A 22,754-nucleotide genomic window follows, 5' to 3' on the forward strand; every position below is an offset into this window, starting at 1 on the left:
TTCTCGCTGATCAGCTTGGTTGAGAGGGGGTGTCCTGCCCCAGGCCCCGGCGGATCGCGATCTCCACGGGTGAGTACGCGCCGTCGGCCCGTTCCCGTTCGTACGGCGCGGCCGGCATCAGCGGCGGCTGGGCCATGAAGCGCGGCCGCGCCCCATGGTGTGGTTGCGCCGCGTGCACCAGGAACGGATGGCACAGGAAGACGTCGCCCGGGGCCCCGGTGGCGAGGGCGAGTGGCCGGTGGTCGGACGCCGCCACCAGATCGGGGGCGAGGGTCAGCCCGCTCGCCCCGTCCTCCCCGTACTTCTCCAGCACCTTCGGCACGTCGAGGTGTGAGCCGACCCGGATCCGGGTCGGGGCGTCCTCCTCACCGACCTCGCTGAACAGGAACAGCATCAGCAGCGCCCGGCCCCGGGAGCGCAGATTGGTGAAGTACCAGCTCTCGCCCTCCGGCAGATAGCTCCCCTCGATGTGCCAGCCCGCGTCGTCCGGCTCCTCCTCGTGCGGGAAGCGCAGCGGGAACGAGCCCAGCGAGTAGCGCGGCTCCCAGCGTCCCGCACCGACGAGCAGGTCGTACGCGCGATGCAGGGAAGGGGAGTTGGGCGCGGCGGCGAACGGCCCCTGCGCCATCCCGGCCACCCAGTGCACGGGCTGCGTCCACGTCGCCGGATCGTCCGGGTCGCAGCCCGTCTCCCGCCACAGCAGCCGCGCGCAGTCCGCGGCCACGCGAGGCGCGACGGCGCCCGCCAACTTCACGAAGCCGTCGCGGAGGAAGCGGGATACCAAGGTCGTGTCGTCCATGCCCCCATCGTGCGGCGGCACCGCTCCCGCTCACCCGACATTTTCCGCACCGCCTTTGTCGGGTGTTCAGCGAGTCGAGCCGCGGCCGTCGGCTGATGACGTCGTCGGCTCACCGAACGCGGAGGCACAGCCACCGGGCCGACCAGCACACCGCGCGGGCGTGGGCCGCGTCTCCCTCCCGCGCACCGGCCCACCGGGGTTTCCGCGCCACTCGCGGCAGGGCGGACGTGCCCGACATGCGGTACCCGCGCCCGCAGGCCGGTCATCCGACGAGGACTCGCCTTCTCGATCCGGACAGCACACCCCGCTTGTAGTGATCCGCTGCGGTCATCTGCTGCAGTCATCCGCGCGAGAGCGGCTGTTCCGCCTCCTGATCGCCAGAGGAGACAGGCTGATCACCACAGGAGACAGGCCGCGGCCGGAAGGTGGCCGAGTAGCCTGTGCGCACGGATGGCCAAGGAAGGCGATAGCGGTGGACCGAAGTGACGAGGGGGCCCGCCAGGCATCCGGCAGGCGGGCGCGCGGTGAGCTGGAGAGCGATGTGCTCGCCACGCTCTGGGCCGCTCGCGGTCCGCTGACCGCGCGCGAGACGCAGGAACGACTGCCGGGCGACCTGGCCTACACGACCGTCATGACGATCCTGTCGCGGCTGCACGACAAGGGCATGGTCGTGCGGCACCGCGAAGGCCGCGGGTACGCCTACGAGCCGACCCGGGACGAAGCGTCCCATACCGCCCAACGCATGCACTCGCTGCTGGAGGGCGGCTCCGACCGCGAGGCGGTGCTGGCCCGTTTCGTCTCGGAGCTGTCCGCGCAGGACGAGCACCTGCTGCAACAGCTGCTGTCCGGGCACGGCGAACCACCCGCCGAGAGCGAGCGCTCCCCCAGGAATCGGTGACCCCGTGCTGGTCAGCGTCTATGTCCCGTTCCTCGTCACCGCCGCACTCGCGGCGCTCGTGCCACCCATCGCACGTCGGTTGCCTCCGCGCCCGGCCGCCTGGGCACTGGTCTGCGTTGCGCTCGTCACGGCGGTCGGCTGGACCGGATCGCTCGCCCTGCTGGCCTTCACCGGCGTGGCGCAGATTCCGCAGATCGCGAAGGAAGGCCACTGGTCCGTGGCCGTCCTGCGCGCCGAGGACCCGGTCTACCTCGCCGTCGCGGCCGGCAGTGCGCTGGCACTCGCGACGGGCATCGTCTCGTTGGGCGTGGCCGCCGTACGCCAGATTCGCCGCCTGGTTCGGGCGCGACAGGAGTGCGCCGACCTGCCCGGGCGGACGGAGCTGGCCGTCGTCGACGACGTCCCGCTGGCCTTCGCACCGCCCGGGGCGCCCGGGCGGATCGTGGTGTCCCGCGGGATGCTGCGCTGCCTGGACGACGACGGACGCGCGGCCCTGCTCGCACACGAGCGGGCGCATCTGGCCGGGCGCCACCACCTCTTCCAGGGCTTTTGGCGACTTGCCGCGGCCCTGAACCCGCTGCTGCGGCCACTGGCCGCCGCAGGTGGTTTCGTCCTGGAACGGTGGGCCGACGAGGAAGCCGCGGCGTGTGTCGGCGACCGCCGGGTCGTCGCCCATGCCGTCGCGCGCGCCGCGCTCGCCTCCGCCGCCACGTCCCGTCCCCCGGCGCTGGCCGCCACCGGCGGGGCGGTGCCGCAGCGGGTGAAGGCCCTGCTGTCCCCGCCTCCCGCCCGCCGGAGGCTACCCTTCGCAGCGGGCGGGCTGCTGCTGGTTCTCTGCTGCGCGAGCCTGGCCAATGCCGCGTCCGACAACGACCGGATGCTGGACAACGCACAGTGGGCGCAGTGTGCGTTGTACGCCGACACCGCGCGCTCGTGGCCGGCCGACCGCGAGGTTCGGCCGGGCCTGCACTGTGTGGATCACGATCGGCGGGAACACGGAGAGCGCCACTTGTAATCGGCGCGGCGCCCGAACCCGTACTCCCCCGCACCCGGGGTACCCACTCCCCAAGTTCTACATCATGTAGTAGCTTCGGCCTTCGACGCCGCCGCAATCAGCCATGGCCCGGATCCGCATCGAGGCCCGACCTCGGCCTGCGCGCGGTGCCGCCTGCCCGGAGTGCGCCCGTCTCGCGCCCCGCATTCCGCGCACTCCATGCATTTCACGCATTCCGTCAGGAGGCTGATCGACCGTGCCCGAGCGTGACGAACTGCTGCCGGGCTCGCCTCCCTCCGCAGGACCGCAGGGGACGGGCCGCCACCGCATCGTCGTCATTTCCGCGAGCGTCGGCGCGGGCCACGACGGGACGGCGGACGGGCTGACTTCCAGGCTGGCCGCACAGGGATTCCTGGTGGACCGGTACGACTTCCTCGACCTCCTGCCCGCACGCACGGGCAAGCTGCTGCGCGACGCCTACCACCGACTGCTGACCCGGGCACCGGAGAGCTACCAACGCCTCTACCAGGCCACGGAGCACGCTTCGCGCCCCGGCGCGGTCTGGCGGGCGCTGTTCCGTAGTGCCGAACACCGCACCCTTGCCGCACTCCCGCCGGACACGACCGCGGTCATCTCGACCTACCCGGGGGCCAGTCAGGTCCTCGGCGCAGTGCGGCGGCGCGGTGTGCTGAAGGTGCCGGCCTACACCTTCCTGACCGACTTCTCCGTGCACGCCCTCTGGATCGCCCGGGGCATCGACGCGCACCTGGCCGTGCACCCGATACCCGCGGCCCAGGCCCACGCCCGTGGTGTGCGGGCGCAACCAGGCTCTCGTCGAACAGTTGCGACAGGACGGCATCGCACATGCCTTCGGCTGGGTGGACGACATGCCCGGCCTGATGCACGCCTGCGACGTACTGGTCCAGAACGCCGGGGGGCTGACCGCACTGGAGGCGTTCGCCTCCGGGCTACCCGTGGCCAGCTACCGCTGCATCCCCGGCCACGGCCGCACCAATGCCCAGGCACTGGAGGAGGCGGGCCTGGCGGCCTGGATCCGCACCGTCGGCGACCTGCGCCCCGTGCTCGCCGAGCTTCTGCACGGGCCACGAGGCAGGGCCCAACGCCTGGCAGGTATCGCCCTGCACCGAACCGCCTCCGGCCCGGTACCGGCCATCACCGCCCGAGCCAGACACCGGCTCGCAACCCCCGCACCCTCGTCCGCGGTGCGCCACCCGGGCAGGCGACGGCTCGCTCTGGCCGCCACCACCGCAGTGGCCACCGTCTCGCTGGGCGTCGCCGCGCCACTGACCTACGCATACGCCAAGGCCCCCGCCCACTTCACCACCGTCGCCCACCACTTGGACGGAGATGACCGATGACCCCGGCCCGCGCCGCGCTGCTCGCCTCGGCCACGGTCCTGCCGGGGCTTGCCGCCCTGCACGCCGCCCCCGTGATCTCCACCTTCGGTCCGCTGCGCAACACCGCCCTGCCCCGCCTGGCCGGGCAGGGCCGCCCCGACCATGTCGCCCTCACCTTCGACGACGGACCCGACCACCTCTCAACCCCGCGCTTCCTCCGCCTTCTTGAGGCACGCGGGATCCACGCCACCTTCTTCCTGCTCGGTTCGATGCTGCTCCGCTCGCGCGGCCCTGCGAAGGAGATGGCCGCCGCCGGGCACGAACTCGCCGTCCACGGTTGGCACCACCGCCCGCTGCTGCTCCGCGGCCCCCGTGCCACCTGGGACGACATCGCCCGTGCCCGCGACGCCGCGGCCGATGTCACCGGCCGACCACCAGCGCGCTCTTCCGGCCTCCGTACGGGGTGATGACCACCGCCGCCCATCTCACCTGCCGCCGCCTCGGGCTGACCCCGGTGCTGTGGACCTGCTGGGGCGAGGACTGGCGCCAACGCGCCACCGCGCACTCCGTCCGGAACACCGTCCTGCAGGATCCGCGCGGCGGCGGCACCATCCTGCTCCACGACTCCGACTGCACCTCCGCCACCGGCTCCTGGCGCACCACCCTCCGGGCCCTACCGCGCATACTCGACACCTGCCAGACACGCGGCTGGCACGTCGGCCCCCTGCGGGAACACGGCATCCCCCGCCGGCCCGACACCACCAACCGGAACACGATCCGCACGTTTCGGTAGGCCACGCCGGCACGAGCGATGGCGGGCCAGCGCTCGCCGGACACCTCACGTTGCCGCCGTGTGTCCGCAAAGTCCCGCCTGCCGTTCGGCGCTCCCCCTCACGCTGGGAGGTGCCCCCAGGCACGCACTCTCGCCGCACCGAACACCGCCCGACCGACCCTCCGGGCGACCGGCGGGACTTCACGGACACGACTACGCGGACGAGTGTGGTCCCGGGGCGCCGGCTTCAGTGGCAGAAGGTTCGCTTGACCGCGTCGACGATCTTCTGCCCCCTGTCGTGCACGGACTCTTGTTCATCGAGTCCACGGAAGGATGCCTCCGCGTTCTTGGCCGTGGTTGCCGGGTCCTTGCCGGCCGTTATGTCGGCGCAAACCTCCATGGCGTGGCGGACCGCGGGGCCCGTCCGTCGGACGTATCCGAGGTCGATGGCCTCCAGAGCCCGGTAGAGCTCCTGCCGCTGGGTTGCGTCCGGACTGGGCGCGACAGTCGGCGCGGTGGCCACAGCCTCCGGAGAAGACGAGGAATCGCTGGCGCCGGAGCAGGCGGTGAGGAGGAGCGCGGCTGCAGCCACTGCCGCCCCGACCATGATCTTGTTGTTGTGCATCCGCACATCTTGCCGGATCCATCGCGGTAGTCGTCCGGACGGACTGCTCGATGACCGATGCATCCGAAATGGCCATCGAGTCAAGGCGACCCGTACTCACCTAACGTTCCACGGTGTCCGCTTGCCTCCACGCGAGCAGCCTCGCCGCTCGCCGCCTGAGGGCCGCACGCCGTCGGCACACCGTAGGCGGGAAGGAGAGCCCGCGACGAAGGTCGCAGCCCGGTGGACGCTGACCGGCTGAAGTGCGGTTACGCACGGGGTGGGGTGCGCAGGGCGAGGATGGCCATATCGTCGTGGCCGTCGCCGGGGTGTTGGTCGGCCAGGGTCTGACAGAGCTCGTCCAGGGGCAGCTCGGCGTGAGCGGTGGCGATGCGGGCGAGGACGTTCAGACCGGCGTCGAGGGAGTCCTGGGGATGTTCGACCAACCCGTCGGTGAAGAGGATCACGGTGGCGCCGGCGGGCAGGGGGTGGGTGTGGTCGGGGCGGGGCTGGGCGATGTCGACGCCGAGGGGGACGCCGGGGTCGGCGTGCAGATACTCGGTCCGGGCGTCGGGCGTGATCAACAGTGGTGGGAGGTGGCCTGCGGTGCTCCAGCGCAGCGTCCAGGCGTTGCCCCCGGGTTCAATGCGGGCCAGGCAGGCGGTGGTGACGGGGTTGTCGGTGATCGCGCACAGGGTGCGGTCCAGCTGGGCGAGGACGGCGCTGGGCGGGGTGCACCGTTCGTAGAGCAGGGCGCGCAGCATGTTGCGGGTCTGTGCCATGGCGGCAGCAGCGTGCATGTCGTGGCCGACGACGTCGCCGATGACGGCCGCGCAGGCGTGGTCGGGCAGCAGGACGGCGTCGTACCAGTCCCCGCCCAGGAGCCCGGGGGCGGTGGCCGGTCGGTAGATCGCGGACGCGGTGAAGGGCCGCAGGTCGGGCAGGTGGGGCAGGAGCAGGCGCTGGAACTGTTCGGCTCCGGCGCGCACCTGCTCGAAGAGGCGGGCGTTGTCGATGGCCACGCCCGCGGCGCTGGCCAGGGCAAGCACCACACGCTCGTCGTGGGCGCCGAAGGGTTGCCCGTCCAGCCTCTCGGCCAGGTACAGGTCCCCGTAGATCTCGCCGCGCACGCTGATCGGCACCCCGAGCAGGGTGCGCATCTGTGGATGTCCGGGCGGGAAGCCGGCGGCGTGGGGGTGGGCGGGGACGTTGTCGGTCCGCAGCGGTTCGGGGTGGCGGATCAGATGGCCCAGCAGCCCCCGGCCCTGTGGCTGCCCGACACCGGCCAGTTCGGCCACCTCCCGGTCGGTGAGGCCGACCGGGATGAACTCCGACAAGCCCGTGTGCTGCTCGTTCAGCACGCCCAGCGCGCCGTAGCGTGTGCCGACCAGGTCCATCGCGGTGCTGACGATGCGGCGCAACACCACGGGCAGCTCCAGCTCCCGGCTGATGGTGAGCGCGGCGTCCAGCAGCCCCTGGAACTGTTCCTGGGCGTCGGCCAGGGTGCGGAGCCGTTCGGTGACACGGTCCCACTCGGCGTCCAGGCGCAGCCGCAGCGCGAGCGGCAGCGGGTCCTCTCCCTGCTCCATGTGCGGCTCTTTCCTGCCACTGCCCTGCCAGACCATGATCTGGACGGCGCATGCCTCGGTGCCGGCGGCGTGGGCGCCTTGGTGTCCACCATAAGGAAGACGACCGCCTCCCGCCGCCGCTGCGGAGCCCAGACGTCCGGCTCGCCGGCCACCAGGCGTATGCCGGTGCCGTGCCGACCGGCCACCCGCGCCGGTCGCTCCATTCACTCCGAAGATCCTCGGAGCGTCGGAGCGTCGGACCAAAAGGTGGCTGCCGCTACCGCGCGTTGCGGTCGGCCGCTGCGGTGCACGTACGGGATCCCTCTGACCTGCGGGTTTCCAGCGAATGGCGACAGTGGAAAGTCCCCATACACCGCCCGGAAGTGAGTCCCGCATCACGCCGCCGTACCGGGGCTGATCGCGGGGACAGCCGACACCCCCGGCGCCCCCGTGAAGTCTCCCTGACAACAGTGCGGATCGGCGGACACCCACTGCCGAGGACCGTGGCCAGCGAAGGACACCGGACTTCCGCTGGCGAGGAGCGGCCGGTCGCCGACAAGCCTGGACGCCTCCGCCTGGCCGGAAGGGGAGGCATCCGGTATGCCTCCCCTTCCCGGACGTATTTCATTGACGACGAAGGAAGGCGAACAACACGCCGGGGCCGTCCGCCGGCGGGGAGAAGGCACCGACCGTGCGAAGGGAGAGGAAGGGCGGTTGCGCTCCGTGCGCCAACGGCTTCGGATGCCCTGTGCTCAACGACACCGCCACAGGCGCACCGGCGGCGGTGTCGTCGCCCTGGGCGACGCCGTACGCCTGTCCGTCGTCGTCGGCAGACAGCAGCAGGATCTGGCGACTGGCCTTGCTTCCCGCGAAGCAGTAGCCCTTGCCCGATGTGAGGTCGAACGCGAGCGGTCCGGCCAGCAGGTAACGGCCGTTCAACGACAACGCGCTGGGGGTGTCCCCTTCCGACAGATCGCTTGGCGAGCACCGTGTCGAAGCCTCGACCCTGCCGGTCTCGGCGTTGTGCACGGCCCATATGTCGTCCCCGTTGTCCGCAGCGGTCCAGGACGCGACGAGATGGCCGGAGACGGCGAAGTGGGCGGTGCTCTTGTACTGCTCATAGTCGTGAGTCGAGGCACCGTGCGGAACGACCCGGCTGGAGTTCCAGACACCAGGGACACCGAACCCGCCGACGGAGTTGGCCAGCACCGGCCCGCGCGCGGTCAGCGCCTTGACCTCGCTGGTGACGCAAGCGATCGCCCCGCACGTGGGCTCGCCGAGTTTTGTGGTGTTGGGGTAGTGCTTCAGGTGCCCGGTCCGCATGTCGACGGAGACGGACTCGTCGCCACTGTCCGTGCTGACCAGCAGCCCCGCTCCGCCGTCGCGCGCCCGCGCCACGCCCGAGTATGTGTCGACCGGCACCTGCACCACATGTGCGGGGGAGGCGGAGGCTCCGGAGGTGTCGACGGGGTAGATGTCCACCTCGACCACTTGCTGGGGCTTGGAGAGCGCGTCGCCACTGTCCGTGCCCTGCGCCCAGACGGCCAAGTACTCGCGGCCGTCCTGCCTGACGGTCTCCACGCCTGGGGTCTCCACGACGGCTTTGCCCGTGATCTCCTGCGGCTTCGGCGGATGCCAGGGCTTGCTGCCGAACCGCAGCGCACCCGTTGCCTCGTCGCGGGCCTCCAGGATGTACGAGCTCCCCTGCTTCTTGAGGAGCGCGACGACCCCGGCGCCCGACGCTGCGGCATAGGGCCGGCCGGTGGCATCCTCCGGGACCCACGGGAGGGCCTCCTGCCAGCCCTCGGTGCTGTCGAACGCCTGCGGGACCGGCACCTTCAACTTCAACGCCTGCTGACTCCCACCGGGACGCGTCGCCTCCGGGCCTGCGCCCTTGCTTCCGCCACCGGACCCGCCGCAGGCCGCAAGTGCCAACAACCCCAGCACCGTTGCCGCAGCCGACGATGCCCTTGTGTATCTCACGAACGACCAGCCTCTCAGTCACACGGCAGGGCCCGGTCAATCGACTGCTGCCCCCGTAATGCCCCTACGAGCCGGGGACTTTACCGAAGTCCGTGATCCAAGCGATCGCGTGTCCGTGCCGGACTGGACGAGCGCGCAGGGTCATCACCGGTGCCGCACATGGTGACTGGCGCGCTCACCCATCACTTCACCGGGTCATCCCGACCGGGGACACCGTTGGCGAATTCGGCGGTGCGTTATGCGGGGCGAAGCTCGTGAAGCCAGAAGTTCTGGTCCTGGCCAGCGGGGTCTGGGTCAGCCAGGCGTCCGTGCGGATGAGGTCGGGGGCCGTGACGGTGAGTACGTGCTGGATGTGCCCGGCTCGCAGGCCATCGGAGCTTCCCTTTTCTCCCGCTGCCCCGTCCGAACGGGGATAGCCACCTCCAAGAGGCGGTACCGGAGCACGCCGAACGCATCCTCAACGGCCCAGCCTGGAACGCACTCGCCGCGATGCTCACCGAGGCAGAAGCCGCCGGGCACAACGCAGTCACCGTCCTCGACCAGACTCTGGGCCAGCGCACACGGGACGACGCCCGCAACCCCGCCCGCGCACTGACCTGGCGCGTCCGCCGCCTCGGCGAACACCACGCCCCCAGCCCTCGGGGGCAAGCAGCGAGGGCCCGCAGCAGTCGAGAAGCACAGCCGCGTCTCGCTCCGCCGCAGCCTCGAATGGTCGCCACCCAGGCCACGCCCGAGCCAAGCCGACGCAGTACGCGCCGCTGAGCCCAACGACCGCTGCTGCTGTGGCTGGCAACCAGCGGCCATGAAGGACTTTGCGAGGGCTCCGAACGTGTGGAGCCCTCCAGTCATCAGGCAGCTGCACCGCACCACGCATCGCGACGGGCAATCCCGTACCAACCCGACGACGCTGAACACGGCCGCCCTGCACGACACCCGCCAATGAGCGGCGCACACATCCCCAGAACGGACGGCAGCCCCGAGCGCCAACTCAGCGCACCGGCAAGACGCTTGATCGGGACCGACGAGCCCCCCCACCCAGCACCGCGCCATGGCAGGGAGCCGGAGTCGGACGGGCGAACCATCCAACGTTCGATCAACGACCACCCACCCGGCCAGACACGCCCGCTTCAGCGCAGCGCCGCCCGCCCCCCGGGAGAAGGACAAAGCGGCGTCGCCGAGGCCGGCGGGGCTGAACTCCACACGTGTCGGGGGCTCGTCACGGCTCCCGAGCATCGTGGCTGGCTCTCTGCGGCTGAGACCCAGACACGTTGCAGCAATCATCCGGGGTCGGCCGTGGTGAGTCACGACGCACGAGCGGCCCGACCCTGAGGAGGGTCTCTGTTGGTTGGTTCGGGGCCTGCGTGACGTCGGCCTTCACGACTTGGCTGTAGCGGCCGACGTCGCTGCTTGGGAAGGGTGTCGGTGCCGATGCGGCCGATGGCGGCGGGAAAGGCTGCGTCGGAGGCGGTGCGGGTGGATTTCCTTGGGGGCAGCATCCGCGAAGCGCACAGGAAGGTCACGGACTCCTCGTATCACCCGGGCCCGCCGCGCCCTGGCCGGGCTCGAATGCCGATATGTCCCACCGGTTTCCGACGGCGATGGCGCCGCAAACCGGCCACGGGCGTCGGATCTCGAAAGGAGCGTGAAGGAGTTTCCGTGATCCCGTGAACGGTCCCACGGGTCGGCATGTGGGGATATGGGGAACCTCGGCAGAAATTACCGATGAGCCGGGGTCGCCGGACAACCGGTCGACATGGTTTGCTCTCGCGCCAAGCCACGAATGGAAAGGACAGTCATGCGTAACGACTTCACTCCCGTCGAGACCCGAGAGATTCCCGAGGCCGACCTGGACGGCGTTTCCGGCGGCGTTCTCGGCGACATGGTTCAAGACGGCACGTCCGCGCTCCCGGGCCTGCCCGGACTGCCGGTACTGCCGGGGCTGCCCGGCGGCGCGATCAGCGGCGGCGGCGGAATCCAGGTCACCGGCCCCGTCTCGGGCCAGGCCAGCTTTTCCGGCATAGCCGGGCTCTGACGCACCAATAGGCCCCGACAGTCCTCTGTGCGCTGCTGGACAACCCGGGGCCTGGCCACTCCCCCGCCGGTGATGTGTTGGCGAGTGTGGGAGCTCGCGGCTTGTGGCATACGCCGATCTCCTGACCAGTAGGTTTCCGCGATCTCACGGCGATGGCACACGGTTCAGTCTCACCAGAAGTGGCACACCCTCGAAACATCTGCCCCGACGGCGAATGCCCTGTCGCAGCGCATCTGGCAGAGGTGGGCCGCTGACCTACGGGGTTGCCATGTCGCTTGAGAACGCCGCCTCTTGGTTTTCTCAAGCGACATGGCTTCACGGATGGATGGCGTCATCGGACTCGGCCAGCGAGCCCAGCGGCCGGTCAGCAACCGCCTTCAGGTGTGACCAGTAAGTACTCCACGAGGCTCTCCCCCTGCTCACCATTTCCCCCCGTCGGCGCCCGCCAATGGCCCCTGCGTGCAAGAGAATTCAGGCAATGAGACCTCCAGCAGCTGCGGTACAGCAAGGAGTACGAGTGGCTGTCGGCTGCCGAGGACGGCGTCGCGACGATCGGCGTCGCCGAGCACGCGGCCAACGTGCTCGGCGACGTCGTGTTCGTGCAGCTTCCGGACGTCGGTGACACCGTGACCGCGGGCGAGACCTGCGGCGAGCCGGAGTCGACCAAGGCGGTGAGCGACCTGCACTCCCCGGTGACCGGTGAGGTCGTCGCTGCCAACCAGAACGTCGTGGACGACCCGGCGGTGGTCAACTCCACTCCATTCGAGGGCGGTTAGCTGTTCAAAGTGCGCCCGACCTGGCCTGTTCTCGTCGACCACCCCCGCCCACGGCGGATGCGTCCCCCCGCTCACACAGCAGGCCGACACCGCGACCCTGACCGCGCTCCACCGGCTTCTTGGCGAGTTCTTCGATGCGCGGGAACAACCGGACGGACTCGGGCGCATCTTCAGGGACTACGCATTCGCCCCCCAACAGGTGGGGCGACAGGAGCCAGGCGAGCAGACCGTGTGAGGATCCGGGCTCCGGCCCCTGTCAGTGCTTGTGCTTGCCGGGCCTGCCGGCCTTCTTGGGGCCTGGTTTGACTTCGGGGGCCCTCTCCGGCTTCTGCTCGGCAAGCTGTGCCGGAGGGGAGGAAGCAGTCTCGTATGACGCCGAGGGGGACGGCGTGGCGGGGCTCGTGCTCGCGGACGGGTTGGCCTGCGGCCCCTGCGCCGAGCCGGTGCCGGGCGAGAACCACACCATGCCCACCAGCAACGCCACGGTGAAGATGCCGGCGCCGCCCAGCACAGCCACCAGCGGGGAACGGCGGAGGAACGGCAGGTGTGCGCGGCGGGTCGCCGACCGGTGCACGCTCGTCTGCCACTCGGTGTTCGTCACCGGGGCGAAGGCACGGTCGGAGTGGGCGGTGGGAGCGGAGTGGGAGCTTGCCGGGGCGGCGGCCCTTGAGCCGGTGACGTGCGGCCGGTCCGGGCGGCCGTGGCGCTGGTGTTCGCTCGGCAGCGGCTCCCGCGCACCGCGCCAGGCTCCGCGCCCGAACCAGTCCGCCACCTCGTCAGCCGTGGGTCGGCTCTCGGGCTCCTTCGCCAGCAGGCCGAGCAGATAGCTCTCGAAGGCGGGCGGCAGATCGACGCCCAGTTGCCAGGGAGGTACGGGGGCGGCATCGAGGTGCTGATGAAGCACCGCGAGCGCACTGTCCGCCTGGAACGGTGGTCGGCCGGTGAGGAGTTGGTAGAGCACGCAGCCCAGGGAGTACACGTCGGATGCCGGCCCGGCGGTGCGGCCCAGGGCCCGCTCGGGCGCGAGGTAGAGGCTGGTGCCGACGATCTGACCGGTGGCGGTGAGCGCGGCACCGGAGTCGTCGAGGAAGCGGGCGATGCCGAAGTCGGCGATCTTCAGGGTGCCGTCGGCGCCCAGCAGGAGGTTGGCCGGCTTGATGTCCCGGTGCACGATGCCCTGCCGGTGCGCGGCGACCAGCCCAAGGGCGGCCTGTGCGGCGATATGGGTCACGTGCTCGGCGGGTAGCGGTCCGGAGACGGCGAGTTGGTCCGCGAGGCTGCCCCCATCGACGAGCTCCATCACCAGGAACAGACGGTCTTCGTGCTCGCCGAAGTCGAGAACGGCGACCACATGCGGGTGGCTGAGGCTTCCGGCGGTCTGCGCCTCCAGCCGGAAACGGGAGGGCGCGGTGGGGTCGGAGTCGTGAGGGAGCAGGAGTTTCACGGCAACCGGTCTGCCGAGCGTCTCGTCGAAGGCCCGCCAGACCTCCCCCATCGCGCCCCGCCCGATGGTGTCTCGCAGCCGGTATCGGCCCGCTATCAGCACGTGTTCTTCATCCTCATGCCCAAAGACGTCTTGATCGCCGCAAGCCATGACTCACCGTGGGGCGCGAACCAAGGTGTGGGGTGCCGCAGCGGCCACAGCCTACCGGCCCTGCAACCTTGTCTTTCCGGGCTGCGCAGAGCCCGGCTACTGCGGGCAGTCCCGCCGGAGGACGAGGATGCGTGCCTGGTTGGCGGCTGAGTTGTGACGGCCTCAAGTCGCTCTCTTCACAAGAGCGCTGGCTTGGTGTCCCTCTCTCGCCACCAGTGACATTCCAGGGGCACAGCGCGCTGAAGGGAGTGACCCGAACACCTTGGGCTCAAGGGCCCCAAAGCGAGCGCACTCAGATGAGTGCCTCATGCCGGGCTTTTCACCCAATCGACGAGCCGAGCCCACCAGCCGCCCCTCGATCGACCCGGTGGACTCCCGGGGCCCCCAGAAGCATGCGTGCGTCGCGACGCCCCGCCCTGTCGGGCGGGCACCGATTCCGATCGAGTCGTCGCCTCCACTGCGCGCGCACGCTTGCGTTCCGCGGGCTCACACAGGCACCGCTGAGCCGTTGGCACACCCATGAGCACTTGGTCCACATGTCTCCCGCAGCCCTCATAGGTCAGCTTCCGGCACGACCGACAGACAGCACGTTGACACATGATTGCCCTCCCTTGGCCCTTCGTTCGATATCCACGACATTCGCATCATCACCACAAGAAACTCTAGAATTTACACCCCCTCCATATACAGCTAACTGGCGCCAGCGCGGGCCACGTTCACGCAGTCGAATCACGGCCCAAACGGCCTCGCTGACGATCGCGGATATCCGGACATGAGAGACAGGCGCTGCATATCCGTCGCGGAGAGTATCTCACCAAGTAGCGCCAAGTGGCCTGTTTGGAAAAACTCCCCGAGTTGCTCGGAACACCGAAACAATGGTTGCATCGCGGCCGATCAAGGAATGGAGGCACAGCGCCTTATTGTCACCGCCCTTCACCGCATTGCTTTCGGAGCGTCAACCAGGCAGAGCGAGGGCAGGAATCGAGAACGGCAACCGCTCTCCCCGAAGGGGTGGTGCGCCGATCAGGAAGGAGCAACATGAGTTGCTCTCACGCCACAGGATGCCCCCTTTTCCCCCTACTTAGGGCGAGCTTGCAAGGTTGGCGCGAATACTACTGCGACAGCGCGGATCGATGGCTCGGCTGCGCGCGCTACCAGATGTCACTCACCGGCGAACGCGTGCCGATCAGCCTGCTGCCCAACGGAGCCCGCGCGCGACACCTCGAAGCCCCGACCGAGATGGACCGATCCGGCGCCACCAGCCCGGTGGCGGTCCCCCGGCAGCCCCCGCCGCCACGGCCCGCTCCGGGGTCACCCGAGACCGCGTCCCGGCCCCAGCCGGCACCGACCCGGCCACATGAGCGGCCAGGACCTGGAACCGCGATACCGGAAGCCATGGCCCAGTTCGGGGAAACACCTACGCCAGCGGCTGCCTGGCATGACCAACCGTCACCGTCCCCACAGCTTGCCCGACCTTCAGACAGCCTCGCTGCGCCCGGCTCAAAGCGCGGCTGGTGGGCTCGACTTGCCGATTGGATGGGAGGACCCGCATGAGTACCTACTGGCCCTGGTGGGCGGGCGCTATCGGGCTCGCTCTGGTCACCATCAACCACACCCTCATCACCGATCGGTCTCTGGGGGTGTCGGCCGCATGGGATCGCGTGGTGCACTGGCGCCGCGAACGCCAACTCGAGCGAATGGACGAGGAGTTCACCGACGACCAGGCTCTCGCCGAGGCGCTCGCCGCAGCTACGGCGGAGCACTTCGGCACCGACGCGTCCGCTGTGCCGCAGGAACCGTGCGGGAAGTCGCAGCCGCTCGAAGCCGACACCGAACCGGCAGCGAGTGAGCGCCCGTCAGCCACGAGCCTGCGCCCGGCCCCGCTGGTCACTCAGGCTGCCCTGCTGATGTCGATCTTCCTCGGTGGATTCATCGCCGCGGTCACCTCCGGACGGTTCCACCTCCGCCACGACATGGGCCCGGGGTTTCGGAACCTGGTCACCGCCAATCCGACCACCATGATCGCCGTGCTGTTCGTGGGAGGCGTGCTGGTCGGCTTCGGCACTCGGCTGGCCGGTGGGTGCAGCTCCGGCCACGGACTCAGCGGCTGCGGCCGACTACGGCCGGTCAGCATCGTCGCGACCGCCGTGTTCTTCGGCACCGCCGTCGCGGTGTCGTTCCTCCTGTGGAAGGTGATCTGATGCGCACACGGGGCGCGATTCTGCTGGCCACCGTCATCACCGGACTGGCCCTCGGTTATACCGTCACCAACATCGGCTTCGGCGACTACGCCGAGCTGAACCGCATGTTCACCTTCCAGGACCTGCGCATGTTCCTGTCCTTCGCGGGTGCTGTGGTGATCATCGTGTGCGCGTTCGCTCTGCTGCGGGTCCGCCGCACCCCTGGGCGCATCCATGCCGGTGTGATCCCCGGCGCGGTGCTGTTCGGTACGGGCTGGGCGATCTCAGGTGGGTGCCCTGCAATCCCGATCATCCAGGTCGCCAGCGGATACCTGCCTGCCCTGATCACAATCCTCGGCGTCATCGTCGGTATCCGGCTGTGCCGATGGGCCAACGCCCGATACTTCCACCTCGACCGCGGCTCCTGCGGGCTGTAACCAAGCACGCCCACCGACACGAGCCATGAACGTTGGGGCTCTCGCCTTGACGATCTCCCCGACGGCCTGCGGCAGCCCGTGCACACCCGGGACCGGGCGGCGCCGAACCCGGGCCGTCAGGGGAGCCCTGCCGTCATGGGAGCCCGGCCAGAGGACGAAGAAGCGCGCGTGGTCAGCGGCTGAGTCGTGACGGCTCTATCAGATCTGGCTGGAGAGCTGGGGTGTGAGCAGTTCCAGCGCCTCCTCCCAGTGGAAGCGGTCGACACCGCCGTCGGCCTTGGGCCGGGGAGGCTCGTACACCCCGATCAGGACGCCCATCTCGCGCAGCCGGTCCAAGCTCTGCCGGTACGCGGGGTGGGCGGCCTGTGCCGAGTTCACGTACGGCAGGACAGCGGTGGGGATGCCGAACCCGTACGCCTCACACGGGATGCCCAGGGCCAGGGTGTCGGAGATCCCGACAGCCCACTTGTTGATCGTGTTGAAACGTGGCCGGGGCGACCGCAACGGCGTCGGCGGGCGGCAGGGGGCGGGGCACCGGGTGAGCGCCAGGCAAGGGGGCCCCTGCTCGAACGCAGTTGAGAGCTTGGGGACGGATGGGACAGCCGGTCTGCGCCTCGATCGCCGTCGTGTCTATGAAGCCGAGGCCCTGTGGGGTGGTGATGACGCCCACGTCCCCGGCGACCTGGGCGACCTTGGCGGCCTGCGCCCGGCCCCCTCCATCGAGGACGGCACCTGCGTACGGCTCGACCACCGGTCCTCCGCCACCGCGAGGCCCAGGCCCAGGCCCAGACGACGCTCGGCCGACGGCTGCCCTGGACGGCCACGCGATTCACCATGTTGCTGGTATCGCTGCTGCGACCGCAGGGACTGCAAGACCGGTCTTGGACGTACGGCCGGACCACCTGCACTCCCGAGGACAGCTCCACCCACGGGCTCATCCGGTGGGGCGCGAGGCGGACCGCGCAGGACTGACCGGGACTGACGGGACTGGGCGGGACGCAGGACTGGGCAAGCCGTGCGAGTGCCCGGCGTGGTGTCTGCCGTCCGCGCCGGAGCGAGGTTAGACAAGGGGCATGGCCCGAATCCCGGGCCGCTCCTCGCGTGAGCGTCGACAGCGGCCGCCAGGCTCTCCGGAGCCGCCGAAGCGGCGTTCCCGGCCCATGGTGATCATGAGCAGCCTCGCCGGGCAGATGTTCGTGCTGCAGGTGCTGATCATCGTGCTGCTCGTCACGGCGGGGGTGGCCGCGCTGGCGCTGCTGGCTCGGAACGACAGATTCCAGGCGGCGCGAGCCCGCTCGCTGGCCGCCGCCGAGAGCTTCGCCCACGCCCCCGGCCTGCCCACCGTGCTGCGGAGCCCGAACCCGGCTTCCGTACTCCAGCCGCTCGCCGAAGCGGCCCGCAAGGCAGGCAATGTCGACTTCATCGTCGTCATGAACCGGGACGGCATCCGCTATTCGAGCCCGCGGCCGGAACGGATCGGCAAGAAGTTCATCGGCACCATCGGACCGTCGTTGGCCGGCCACGTCACCATCGAAAGCCTCCAGGGTCCGGTCGGCGAGGAGATACAGGCCGTCGTCCCGGTGATGGACGGGGGCCGGGTCGTGGGCATGGTGGCGTCCGGGCTCAAGATGAGCAAGATCAGCGGTTCCGCCAACCGGCTGCTCCCGCTCCTCATCGCTGCCGGCGCCGGCGCACTGGCCCTGGCCACGGCCGGGACGGCCCTGGTCAGCAGGCGGCTGCGGCGGCAGACCCACGGTCTCGGGCCGGCCGAGATGACGCGGATGTACGAGCACCACGACGCGGTGCTGCACGCCGTGCGCGAGGGTGTGGTCATCGTCGGCGACGAGGGCCGAGTCGTACTCGCCAACGACGAGGCGCGCCGGCTCCTCGCTCTGCCCCCGGACGTGGAGGGGCGGCAGGTCGACAGCCTCGGCCTCGACCCCAGGACGACACAGCTGCTGCTCTCCCGGCACGATGCCTCCGACGAGGTGCTCCCCGTCGGCGACCGTCTCCTGGCGGTGAACAACCGGTCGACCGACCGCCACGGCGGCCCGCCCGGCAGCGTCGCCACTCTGCGGGACTCCACCGAGCTGCGTGCCCTCGCCGGGAAGGCCGAGGCCGCCCAGCGCAGGCTGCGGTTGCTCTACGAGGCGAGCGTGGCCGTCGGCACGACCCTGGACGTCACCCGCACCGCCGAGGAGCTCACCGAGGTGGCCGCCCGCTGGTTCGCCGACTACGTCACCGTCGACCTCGCCGAGCCCGTCCTGCGCGGTGACGAGCCGCCGCCCGGCGCATACGCGCAGGCGCCGGAGCTGCGTCGCGTGGCGCTCAGCGGTACGTTCACCCATCCGCAGTACCGAGTGGGCGAGGTGTACCGGTACGCCCCCGCCACGCCGATGGCCACCGTCTTCCTCAGCGAACAGCCCGTGCTCGTAACCGACTTGCCCGCCGCCTCCGAATGGCGCGCGGGAGACCCCGAGCGCACGCGGATCGTCATCGAGCACGGCCTGCACTCACTGATCACCGTGCCGCTCAAGGCGCGCGGTGTGCTGATGGGTGTCGCCAACTTCTGGCGGATGCGGGAAAGCCCACCCCTGGAGGAAGACGACCTGACCCTGGCCGAGGAGCTGGCGGCGCGCGCGGCCGTCTGCATCGACAACGCGCGCCGCTTCACCCGCGAGCACGCCATGGCCGTCACCCTCCAACGCAGCCTGCTCCCCCGCGTGCTGCCCGAACAGACCGCCCTCGACGTCGCCTACCGGTATCTGCCCGCCCGGACCGGAGTGGGCGGAGACTGGTTCGACGTCATCCCGCTGCCCGGATACAGGGTCGCGCTCGTCGTCGGCGACGTGGTCGGCCACGGCCTGCACGCAGCCGCCACCATGGGTCGGCTACGCACCGCCGTACAGAACTTCTCGGCCCTGGATCTGCCACCGGACGAACTCCTGGCCCGCCTCGACGACTTGGTCGACCGCATCGACCAGGACACGGCAACAGATACGGACTCGGACCCGGATACGGATACGGATACGGGCCCGGCGCAGGACCAACTCACCATCACCGGCGCCACCTGCCTCTACGCCCTCTACGACCCCACCACCGGAACCTGCACCATGGCCCGGGCCGGCCATCCGCCGCCCGCCGTCGTCCACCCCGACGGCACCGTGGAATTCACCGAGCTCCCCGCAGGCCCACCGCTCGGCGTGGGCGGTCTCCCCTTCGAGGCCGTGGACCTACGGCTCCCGGAGGGCGCCAGCGTCGTCCTCTACACCGACGGCCTCGTCGAGGACCGCGAACACGACCTCGACACCGGACTGGAAATCCTCCGCACGACCCTGGCCCACCCCTCCCGCCCACCGGACGAGACCTGCGACGTCGTCATCAGCACGCTGCAACCCGACCGCCGCAGCGACGACATCACCCTTCTCGTCGCCCGCACCCGCCTCATGGATCCCGACCGCATCGCCGAGTGGGACCTGCCGTCCGACCCCTCGGCCGTGGCAGGCGCCCGCGCCGACGTCACCCGACAACTGACGGACTGGGGGCTGGCAGAGCAGACGTTCACCACCGAGCTGATCCTCAGCGAACTGATCACCAACGCCATCCGCTACGCCCCCGGCCCGATCAAGGTCCGCCTCCTGTACGACCGGACTCTGATCTGCGAGGTGACCGACACCAGCAGCACCTCACCCCACCTGCGCTACGCCGCCCACGAGGACGAGGGCGGCCGCGGCCTCTTCCTCATCGCCCAGCTCGCCGAACGCTGGGGCACCCGCTACGTCGCCCGGGGCAAGGTCATCTGGGCCGAGCAGGCGGTGACCTGACAGAGGCAGAGCGGTCCGCGCCCTGAGAACGAACGATGTCGGCGAGGGCGGGCGAGAGCAGGCGATCTGGTCGGAAGTCAGCCCGTGTCTTCCATGGGAGGCACGATCTTCTCGCGGTACATGATGGGCCTGTTCCGCCCGGAGGCGAACGTCGTCCAGTACGTCCAGGACAGCCTGTCCGGCGACTGACTGGCGGGGCGGTGATCGTCAGGACGCCGGCTCGGGCCGCACCGTTGGCACGGCCAGGGCGTTAGGTGTGAGCCACGTCACCCATCGGGGGTGCATAGCGGGGCAGGGGCCAGTGCCTTTATGGAAGGTGTAGGGGCGTGTTGAGGTGAGGGGGGACGCTGATGGGGCAGTTGCGGGCCGATGAGTTCGACCGGTTCGTGGCGGCTCGGTGGTCGGCGTTGCTTCACCTGGCGCGGCTGTTCACCGGTGGAGACCGACACCGGGCCGAGGATCTGCTGCAGGAAGCGCTCGTCAAACTGTGGTTCGCCTGGCCGAAGGTGGCCGAGCAGGCGCCCGAGGCGTATGTGCGCAGGGTCCTGGCCCGTGCCGCGGCTCGCTCGGCACGGCGTCGCTGGTGGGGCGAGCACCCTGTGGACCAGCTGCCCGACCCGCCCGAGGTGGCGGACGAGACCGCTGCCGTGGACGAACAGACCCGGTTGGAGGCCGTGTTGGCGTTGCTGCCGGCACGGCAGCGGGCTGCGGTGGTGCTGCGCTACTACCAGGACCTGCCCGAGCGAGATGTCGCGGAAGTGCTGGGCTGTCCGGTGGGTACCGCCCGCTCACTGACGACCCGCGGCGTTGCACGGCTGCGTCAGCTTCTGGCTGAGGCAGAGCCGGTGGAGTGAGGAGGGAGCTATGGATCACTTCGAGCAGGAGCTGGCGCGGGTGATGCGCGACAGCCAGGAGGACACGCTCTATGAGGACCGGCACCGAGACCGACTGCACGCCGGCGTTCGCGCACGCCGGCGGGCCCGAGCGGCCTGGACGGCCACCGGATCCGTGCTGACCGTTGCCGGGCTCGGAGTCGGACTGATGGTCCTGCCAAGCGCCTTCGCGCAGGACGACCCCACCGGCCCTCAGCGCCGCCCCGGCACCCCCGCGGAGTCGGTCCCGACGCCGTCGGCGCCCCGCCCCGTGCCCACTGCCCCACAGGCGCCGATGCCGACCTGCACGTCAACCACCCGGTCGGTGCCGACGCCGTATCGCCCCTCGCCCTCCGAGCCCCCGATGCCCACCCGTACATCACCCCCCAAGCCGGTTCCGACGCCGACCTGCGCCTCAACCACCGGTCCACTGCCGATGCCGTAACCCGTCCCTCAACCTGCGAACCGGTTCCGACGCCGGCCCGAACCTCGACCGTCAGGTAGCGCCCTGGCCGCGTTCAAGCGGTCCCGATGAGTGTGTCCGCAAGCCCAGCGTCCGCACACCTGGCGTGAGGGAGACGGCGACTTCGCTTGCGCGCGCACCGCACCCCGGGCAACCAAGTCGGCCACCGAGCCCTGCCTCGGAACCCGCCGCGCGGGCGAGCTCCGCGCGGTACAGCCGCTACGTATTCGTCGATCCTCAAGACCGTCGCCTCCCGGCCCTAAGCGTGGCGGGAGGCGCAGGAGGCACCGTGCTCACCGCGTTCGCCCGAGCGTTCAAGACGCCCGACCTGCGCAAGAAGCTGCTGTTCACCTTGGGCATCAAGGTGCTCTACCGGATCGGAGTGCACATCCCGGTCCCAGGGGTGAACTACGCGAACGTCGAGTTCTGCATGGCTCGGACCCACGCCAACAGCGGGTTGTTCGGCCTGGTGAACATGTTCAGCGGTGGAGCGCTGCTGCAGATCACGATCTTCGCGCTGGGGATCATGCCGTACATCACGGCGAGCATCATCCTCCAGCTGCTGACCGTGGTGATCCCGCGGCTGGAGACCCTCAAGAAGGAGGGACAGTCCGGCCAGGCGAAGATCACCCAGTACACCCGCTATCTGACCGTGGCGCTCGCCGCCCTGGAGGGCACCGCCCTGGTGACCGCCGCCCGCGCCGGTTCGCTCTTCCAGGGCTGCCCGCGCCAGATCGTGCCCAACGACTCGGTCTTCACCACCATCACGATGGTCATCACCATGACCGCCGGCACCTGCCTGGCCATGTGGCTCGGTGAGCTGGTCACCGACCGCGGCATCGGCAACGGCATGTCGATCCTGATGTTCATCTCGATCGCCGCCCGCTTCCCGAGCGCACTGTGGCAGATCAAGCTCACCGGCAAACTCGCCGACGGCTGGATCGCGTTCTTCGCGGTGATCCTGGTGAGCCTGGCAATGGTCGCCCTGGTGGTCTTCGTCGAACAGGCCCAGCGGCGCATCCCGGTGCAGTACGCGAAGCGCATGATCGGGCGCCGTTCCTACGGCGGTACGTCCACCTACATCCCGCTCAAGGTGAACCAGGCAGGTGTGATTCCCGTCATCTTCGCGTCGTCGCTGCTCTCCGTCCCGGCGCTCATCACTCAGTTCAGCGGGTCGAAGGCGGCCTGGGCGAGGTGGATCGCCACCAACTTCGCCAAGGGAGACCACCCCGTTTACCTCGCCGCGTACGTCCTGCTCATCGTGTTCTTCGCCTTCTTCTACGTGGCCATCAGCTTCAACCCCGAAGAAGTCACCGACAACATGAAGAAGCACGGTGGCTTCATCCCGGGCATCCGGGCTGGCCGCCCGACGGCCGAGTACCTCAGCTACGTGCTCAACCGGATCACGTGGCCGGGCTCGCTGTACCTGGGGCTGATCGCACTCGTACCCACAATGGAGTTGGTGCTGTTCAACGCGAACCAGAACTTCCCGTTCGGCGGGACGAGCATCCTCATCATCGTGAGTGTGGGCCTGGAGACCGTGAAACAGATCGAAAGCCAACTTCAGCAGCGCAACTACGGAGGGTTCCTCCGCCGACGC

The 22,754-nt window shown here is 69.9% G+C and carries 16 protein-coding genes and 4 pseudogenes; 14 read left to right on the plus strand and 6 right to left on the minus strand.

Annotation, left to right across the window (positions count from 1 at the left end; all coding sequences use genetic code 11):
* Positions 1 to 10: 10 nt before the first annotated feature.
* Entirely contained in the window at positions 11 to 799 is a 789-nt protein-coding gene (locus JNO44_RS06960; RefSeq protein ID WP_205362319.1) for a phytanoyl-CoA dioxygenase family protein, read from the minus strand.
* A 472-nt stretch (positions 800 to 1,271) separates the two neighbouring features.
* On the opposite strand from JNO44_RS06960, the gene JNO44_RS06965 reads away from it, so the two are divergent.
* The 6 genes and pseudogenes from JNO44_RS06965 (at position 1,272) to JNO44_RS43255 (ending at position 4,842) form a co-directional block, all read left to right on the plus strand.
* Positions 1,272 to 1,697, plus strand: coding sequence for a BlaI/MecI/CopY family transcriptional regulator (locus JNO44_RS06965; protein WP_205362320.1), 426 nt, complete (start codon positions 1,272 to 1,274; stop codon positions 1,695 to 1,697).
* A 4-nt stretch (positions 1,698 to 1,701) separates the two neighbouring features.
* On the plus strand, positions 1,702 to 2,712 hold the full coding sequence (locus JNO44_RS06970) for a M56 family metallopeptidase (protein WP_205362321.1): 1,011 nt from the start codon (positions 1,702 to 1,704) through the stop codon (positions 2,710 to 2,712).
* Between the two features lie 394 nt (positions 2,713 to 3,106).
* A pseudogene (locus JNO44_RS43240) lies at positions 3,107 to 3,451 on the plus strand (UDP-N-acetylglucosamine--N-acetylglucosamine transferase); the annotation flags it as partial.
* Between the two features lie 46 nt (positions 3,452 to 3,497).
* A complete protein-coding gene (locus tag JNO44_RS43245) occupies positions 3,498 to 4,070 on the plus strand; it encodes a glycosyltransferase family protein (RefSeq protein WP_240168047.1) in 573 nt (190 codons plus the stop codon).
* Entirely contained in the window at positions 4,067 to 4,516 is a 450-nt protein-coding gene (locus JNO44_RS43250) for a polysaccharide deacetylase family protein (protein WP_240167463.1), read from the plus strand. Before JNO44_RS43245 ends, JNO44_RS43250 begins: the two co-directional genes overlap by 4 nt.
* The gene (locus JNO44_RS43255; RefSeq protein ID WP_240167464.1) at positions 4,516 to 4,842 is read left to right on the plus strand and encodes a polysaccharide deacetylase family protein; all 327 of its coding nucleotides are present in this window, start codon (positions 4,516 to 4,518) and stop codon (positions 4,840 to 4,842) included. Before JNO44_RS43250 ends, JNO44_RS43255 begins: the two co-directional genes overlap by 1 nt.
* A gap of 226 nt (positions 4,843 to 5,068) precedes the next feature.
* Here the strand turns inward: JNO44_RS43255 and JNO44_RS06985 are convergent, their stop codons facing one another.
* From JNO44_RS06985 to JNO44_RS06995, 3 genes are all read right to left on the minus strand, one after another.
* A complete protein-coding gene (locus tag JNO44_RS06985) occupies positions 5,069 to 5,446 on the minus strand; it encodes a hypothetical protein (RefSeq protein ID WP_146051124.1) in 378 nt (125 codons plus the stop codon).
* 248 nt (positions 5,447 to 5,694) lie between these two features.
* Positions 5,695 to 7,014, minus strand: a complete 1,320-nt coding sequence (locus tag JNO44_RS06990; protein ID WP_205362322.1) for a PP2C family protein-serine/threonine phosphatase — start codon at positions 7,012 to 7,014, stop codon at positions 5,695 to 5,697.
* Positions 7,015 to 7,617: 603 nt separating this feature from the next.
* Positions 7,618 to 8,841 (minus strand): hypothetical protein, encoded by a 1,224-nt coding sequence (locus JNO44_RS06995; protein WP_205362323.1) that lies wholly within the window; start codon positions 8,839 to 8,841, stop codon positions 7,618 to 7,620.
* A gap of 1,930 nt (positions 8,842 to 10,771) precedes the next feature.
* On the opposite strand from JNO44_RS06995, the gene JNO44_RS07000 reads away from it, so the two are divergent.
* Together JNO44_RS07000 and JNO44_RS07005 are read left to right on the plus strand one after the other, a co-directional pair.
* Positions 10,772 to 11,008 (plus strand): type A2 lantipeptide, encoded by a 237-nt coding sequence (locus JNO44_RS07000; RefSeq protein ID WP_205362324.1) that lies wholly within the window; start codon positions 10,772 to 10,774, stop codon positions 11,006 to 11,008.
* Positions 11,009 to 11,502: 494 nt separating this feature from the next.
* Positions 11,503 to 11,781, plus strand: a pseudogene (locus JNO44_RS07005) (glycine cleavage system protein H); the annotation flags it as partial.
* Positions 11,782 to 12,040: 259 nt separating this feature from the next.
* Here the strand turns inward: JNO44_RS07005 and JNO44_RS07010 are convergent.
* Positions 12,041 to 13,330 (minus strand): serine/threonine-protein kinase, encoded by a 1,290-nt coding sequence (locus JNO44_RS07010; RefSeq protein ID WP_205362326.1) that lies wholly within the window; start codon positions 13,328 to 13,330, stop codon positions 12,041 to 12,043.
* Between the two features lie 1,598 nt (positions 13,331 to 14,928).
* Between JNO44_RS07010 and JNO44_RS07015 the strand changes: the two genes are divergently transcribed.
* Positions 14,929 to 15,579, plus strand: a complete 651-nt coding sequence (locus tag JNO44_RS07015) for a YeeE/YedE family protein (RefSeq protein WP_205362327.1) — start codon at positions 14,929 to 14,931, stop codon at positions 15,577 to 15,579.
* The gene (locus JNO44_RS07020) at positions 15,579 to 15,995 is read left to right on the plus strand and encodes a YeeE/YedE thiosulfate transporter family protein (protein ID WP_205362330.1); all 417 of its coding nucleotides are present in this window, start codon (positions 15,579 to 15,581) and stop codon (positions 15,993 to 15,995) included. The genes JNO44_RS07015 and JNO44_RS07020 overlap by 1 nt, the downstream gene beginning before the upstream one ends.
* Before the next feature lie 198 nt (positions 15,996 to 16,193).
* Here JNO44_RS07020 and JNO44_RS07025 read toward each other — a convergent pair.
* Positions 16,194 to 16,746 (minus strand): annotated as a pseudogene (locus tag JNO44_RS07025) (flavoprotein).
* A 409-nt stretch (positions 16,747 to 17,155) separates the two neighbouring features.
* Here JNO44_RS07025 and JNO44_RS07030 point away from each other — a divergent pair.
* From JNO44_RS07030 to secY, 4 genes and pseudogenes are all read left to right on the plus strand, one after another.
* On the plus strand, positions 17,156 to 19,819 hold the full coding sequence (locus JNO44_RS07030) for a SpoIIE family protein phosphatase (RefSeq protein WP_420882622.1): 2,664 nt from the start codon (positions 17,156 to 17,158) through the stop codon (positions 19,817 to 19,819).
* 350 nt (positions 19,820 to 20,169) lie between these two features.
* Entirely contained in the window at positions 20,170 to 20,673 is a 504-nt protein-coding gene (locus JNO44_RS07035; protein WP_039638587.1) for a SigE family RNA polymerase sigma factor, read from the plus strand.
* Between the two features lie 10 nt (positions 20,674 to 20,683).
* The gene (locus tag JNO44_RS07040; protein ID WP_205362334.1) at positions 20,684 to 21,136 is read left to right on the plus strand and encodes a hypothetical protein; all 453 of its coding nucleotides are present in this window, start codon (positions 20,684 to 20,686) and stop codon (positions 21,134 to 21,136) included.
* A 307-nt stretch (positions 21,137 to 21,443) separates the two neighbouring features.
* Positions 21,444 to 22,748 (plus strand): annotated as a pseudogene (gene secY, locus JNO44_RS07045) (preprotein translocase subunit SecY); the annotation flags it as partial.
* Positions 22,749 to 22,754 lie beyond the last annotated feature (6 nt).

Origin of the sequence: Streptomyces noursei (assembly GCF_016917755.1) — a bacterium.
Classification (GTDB): domain Bacteria; phylum Actinomycetota; class Actinomycetes; order Streptomycetales; family Streptomycetaceae; genus Streptomyces; species Streptomyces yunnanensis.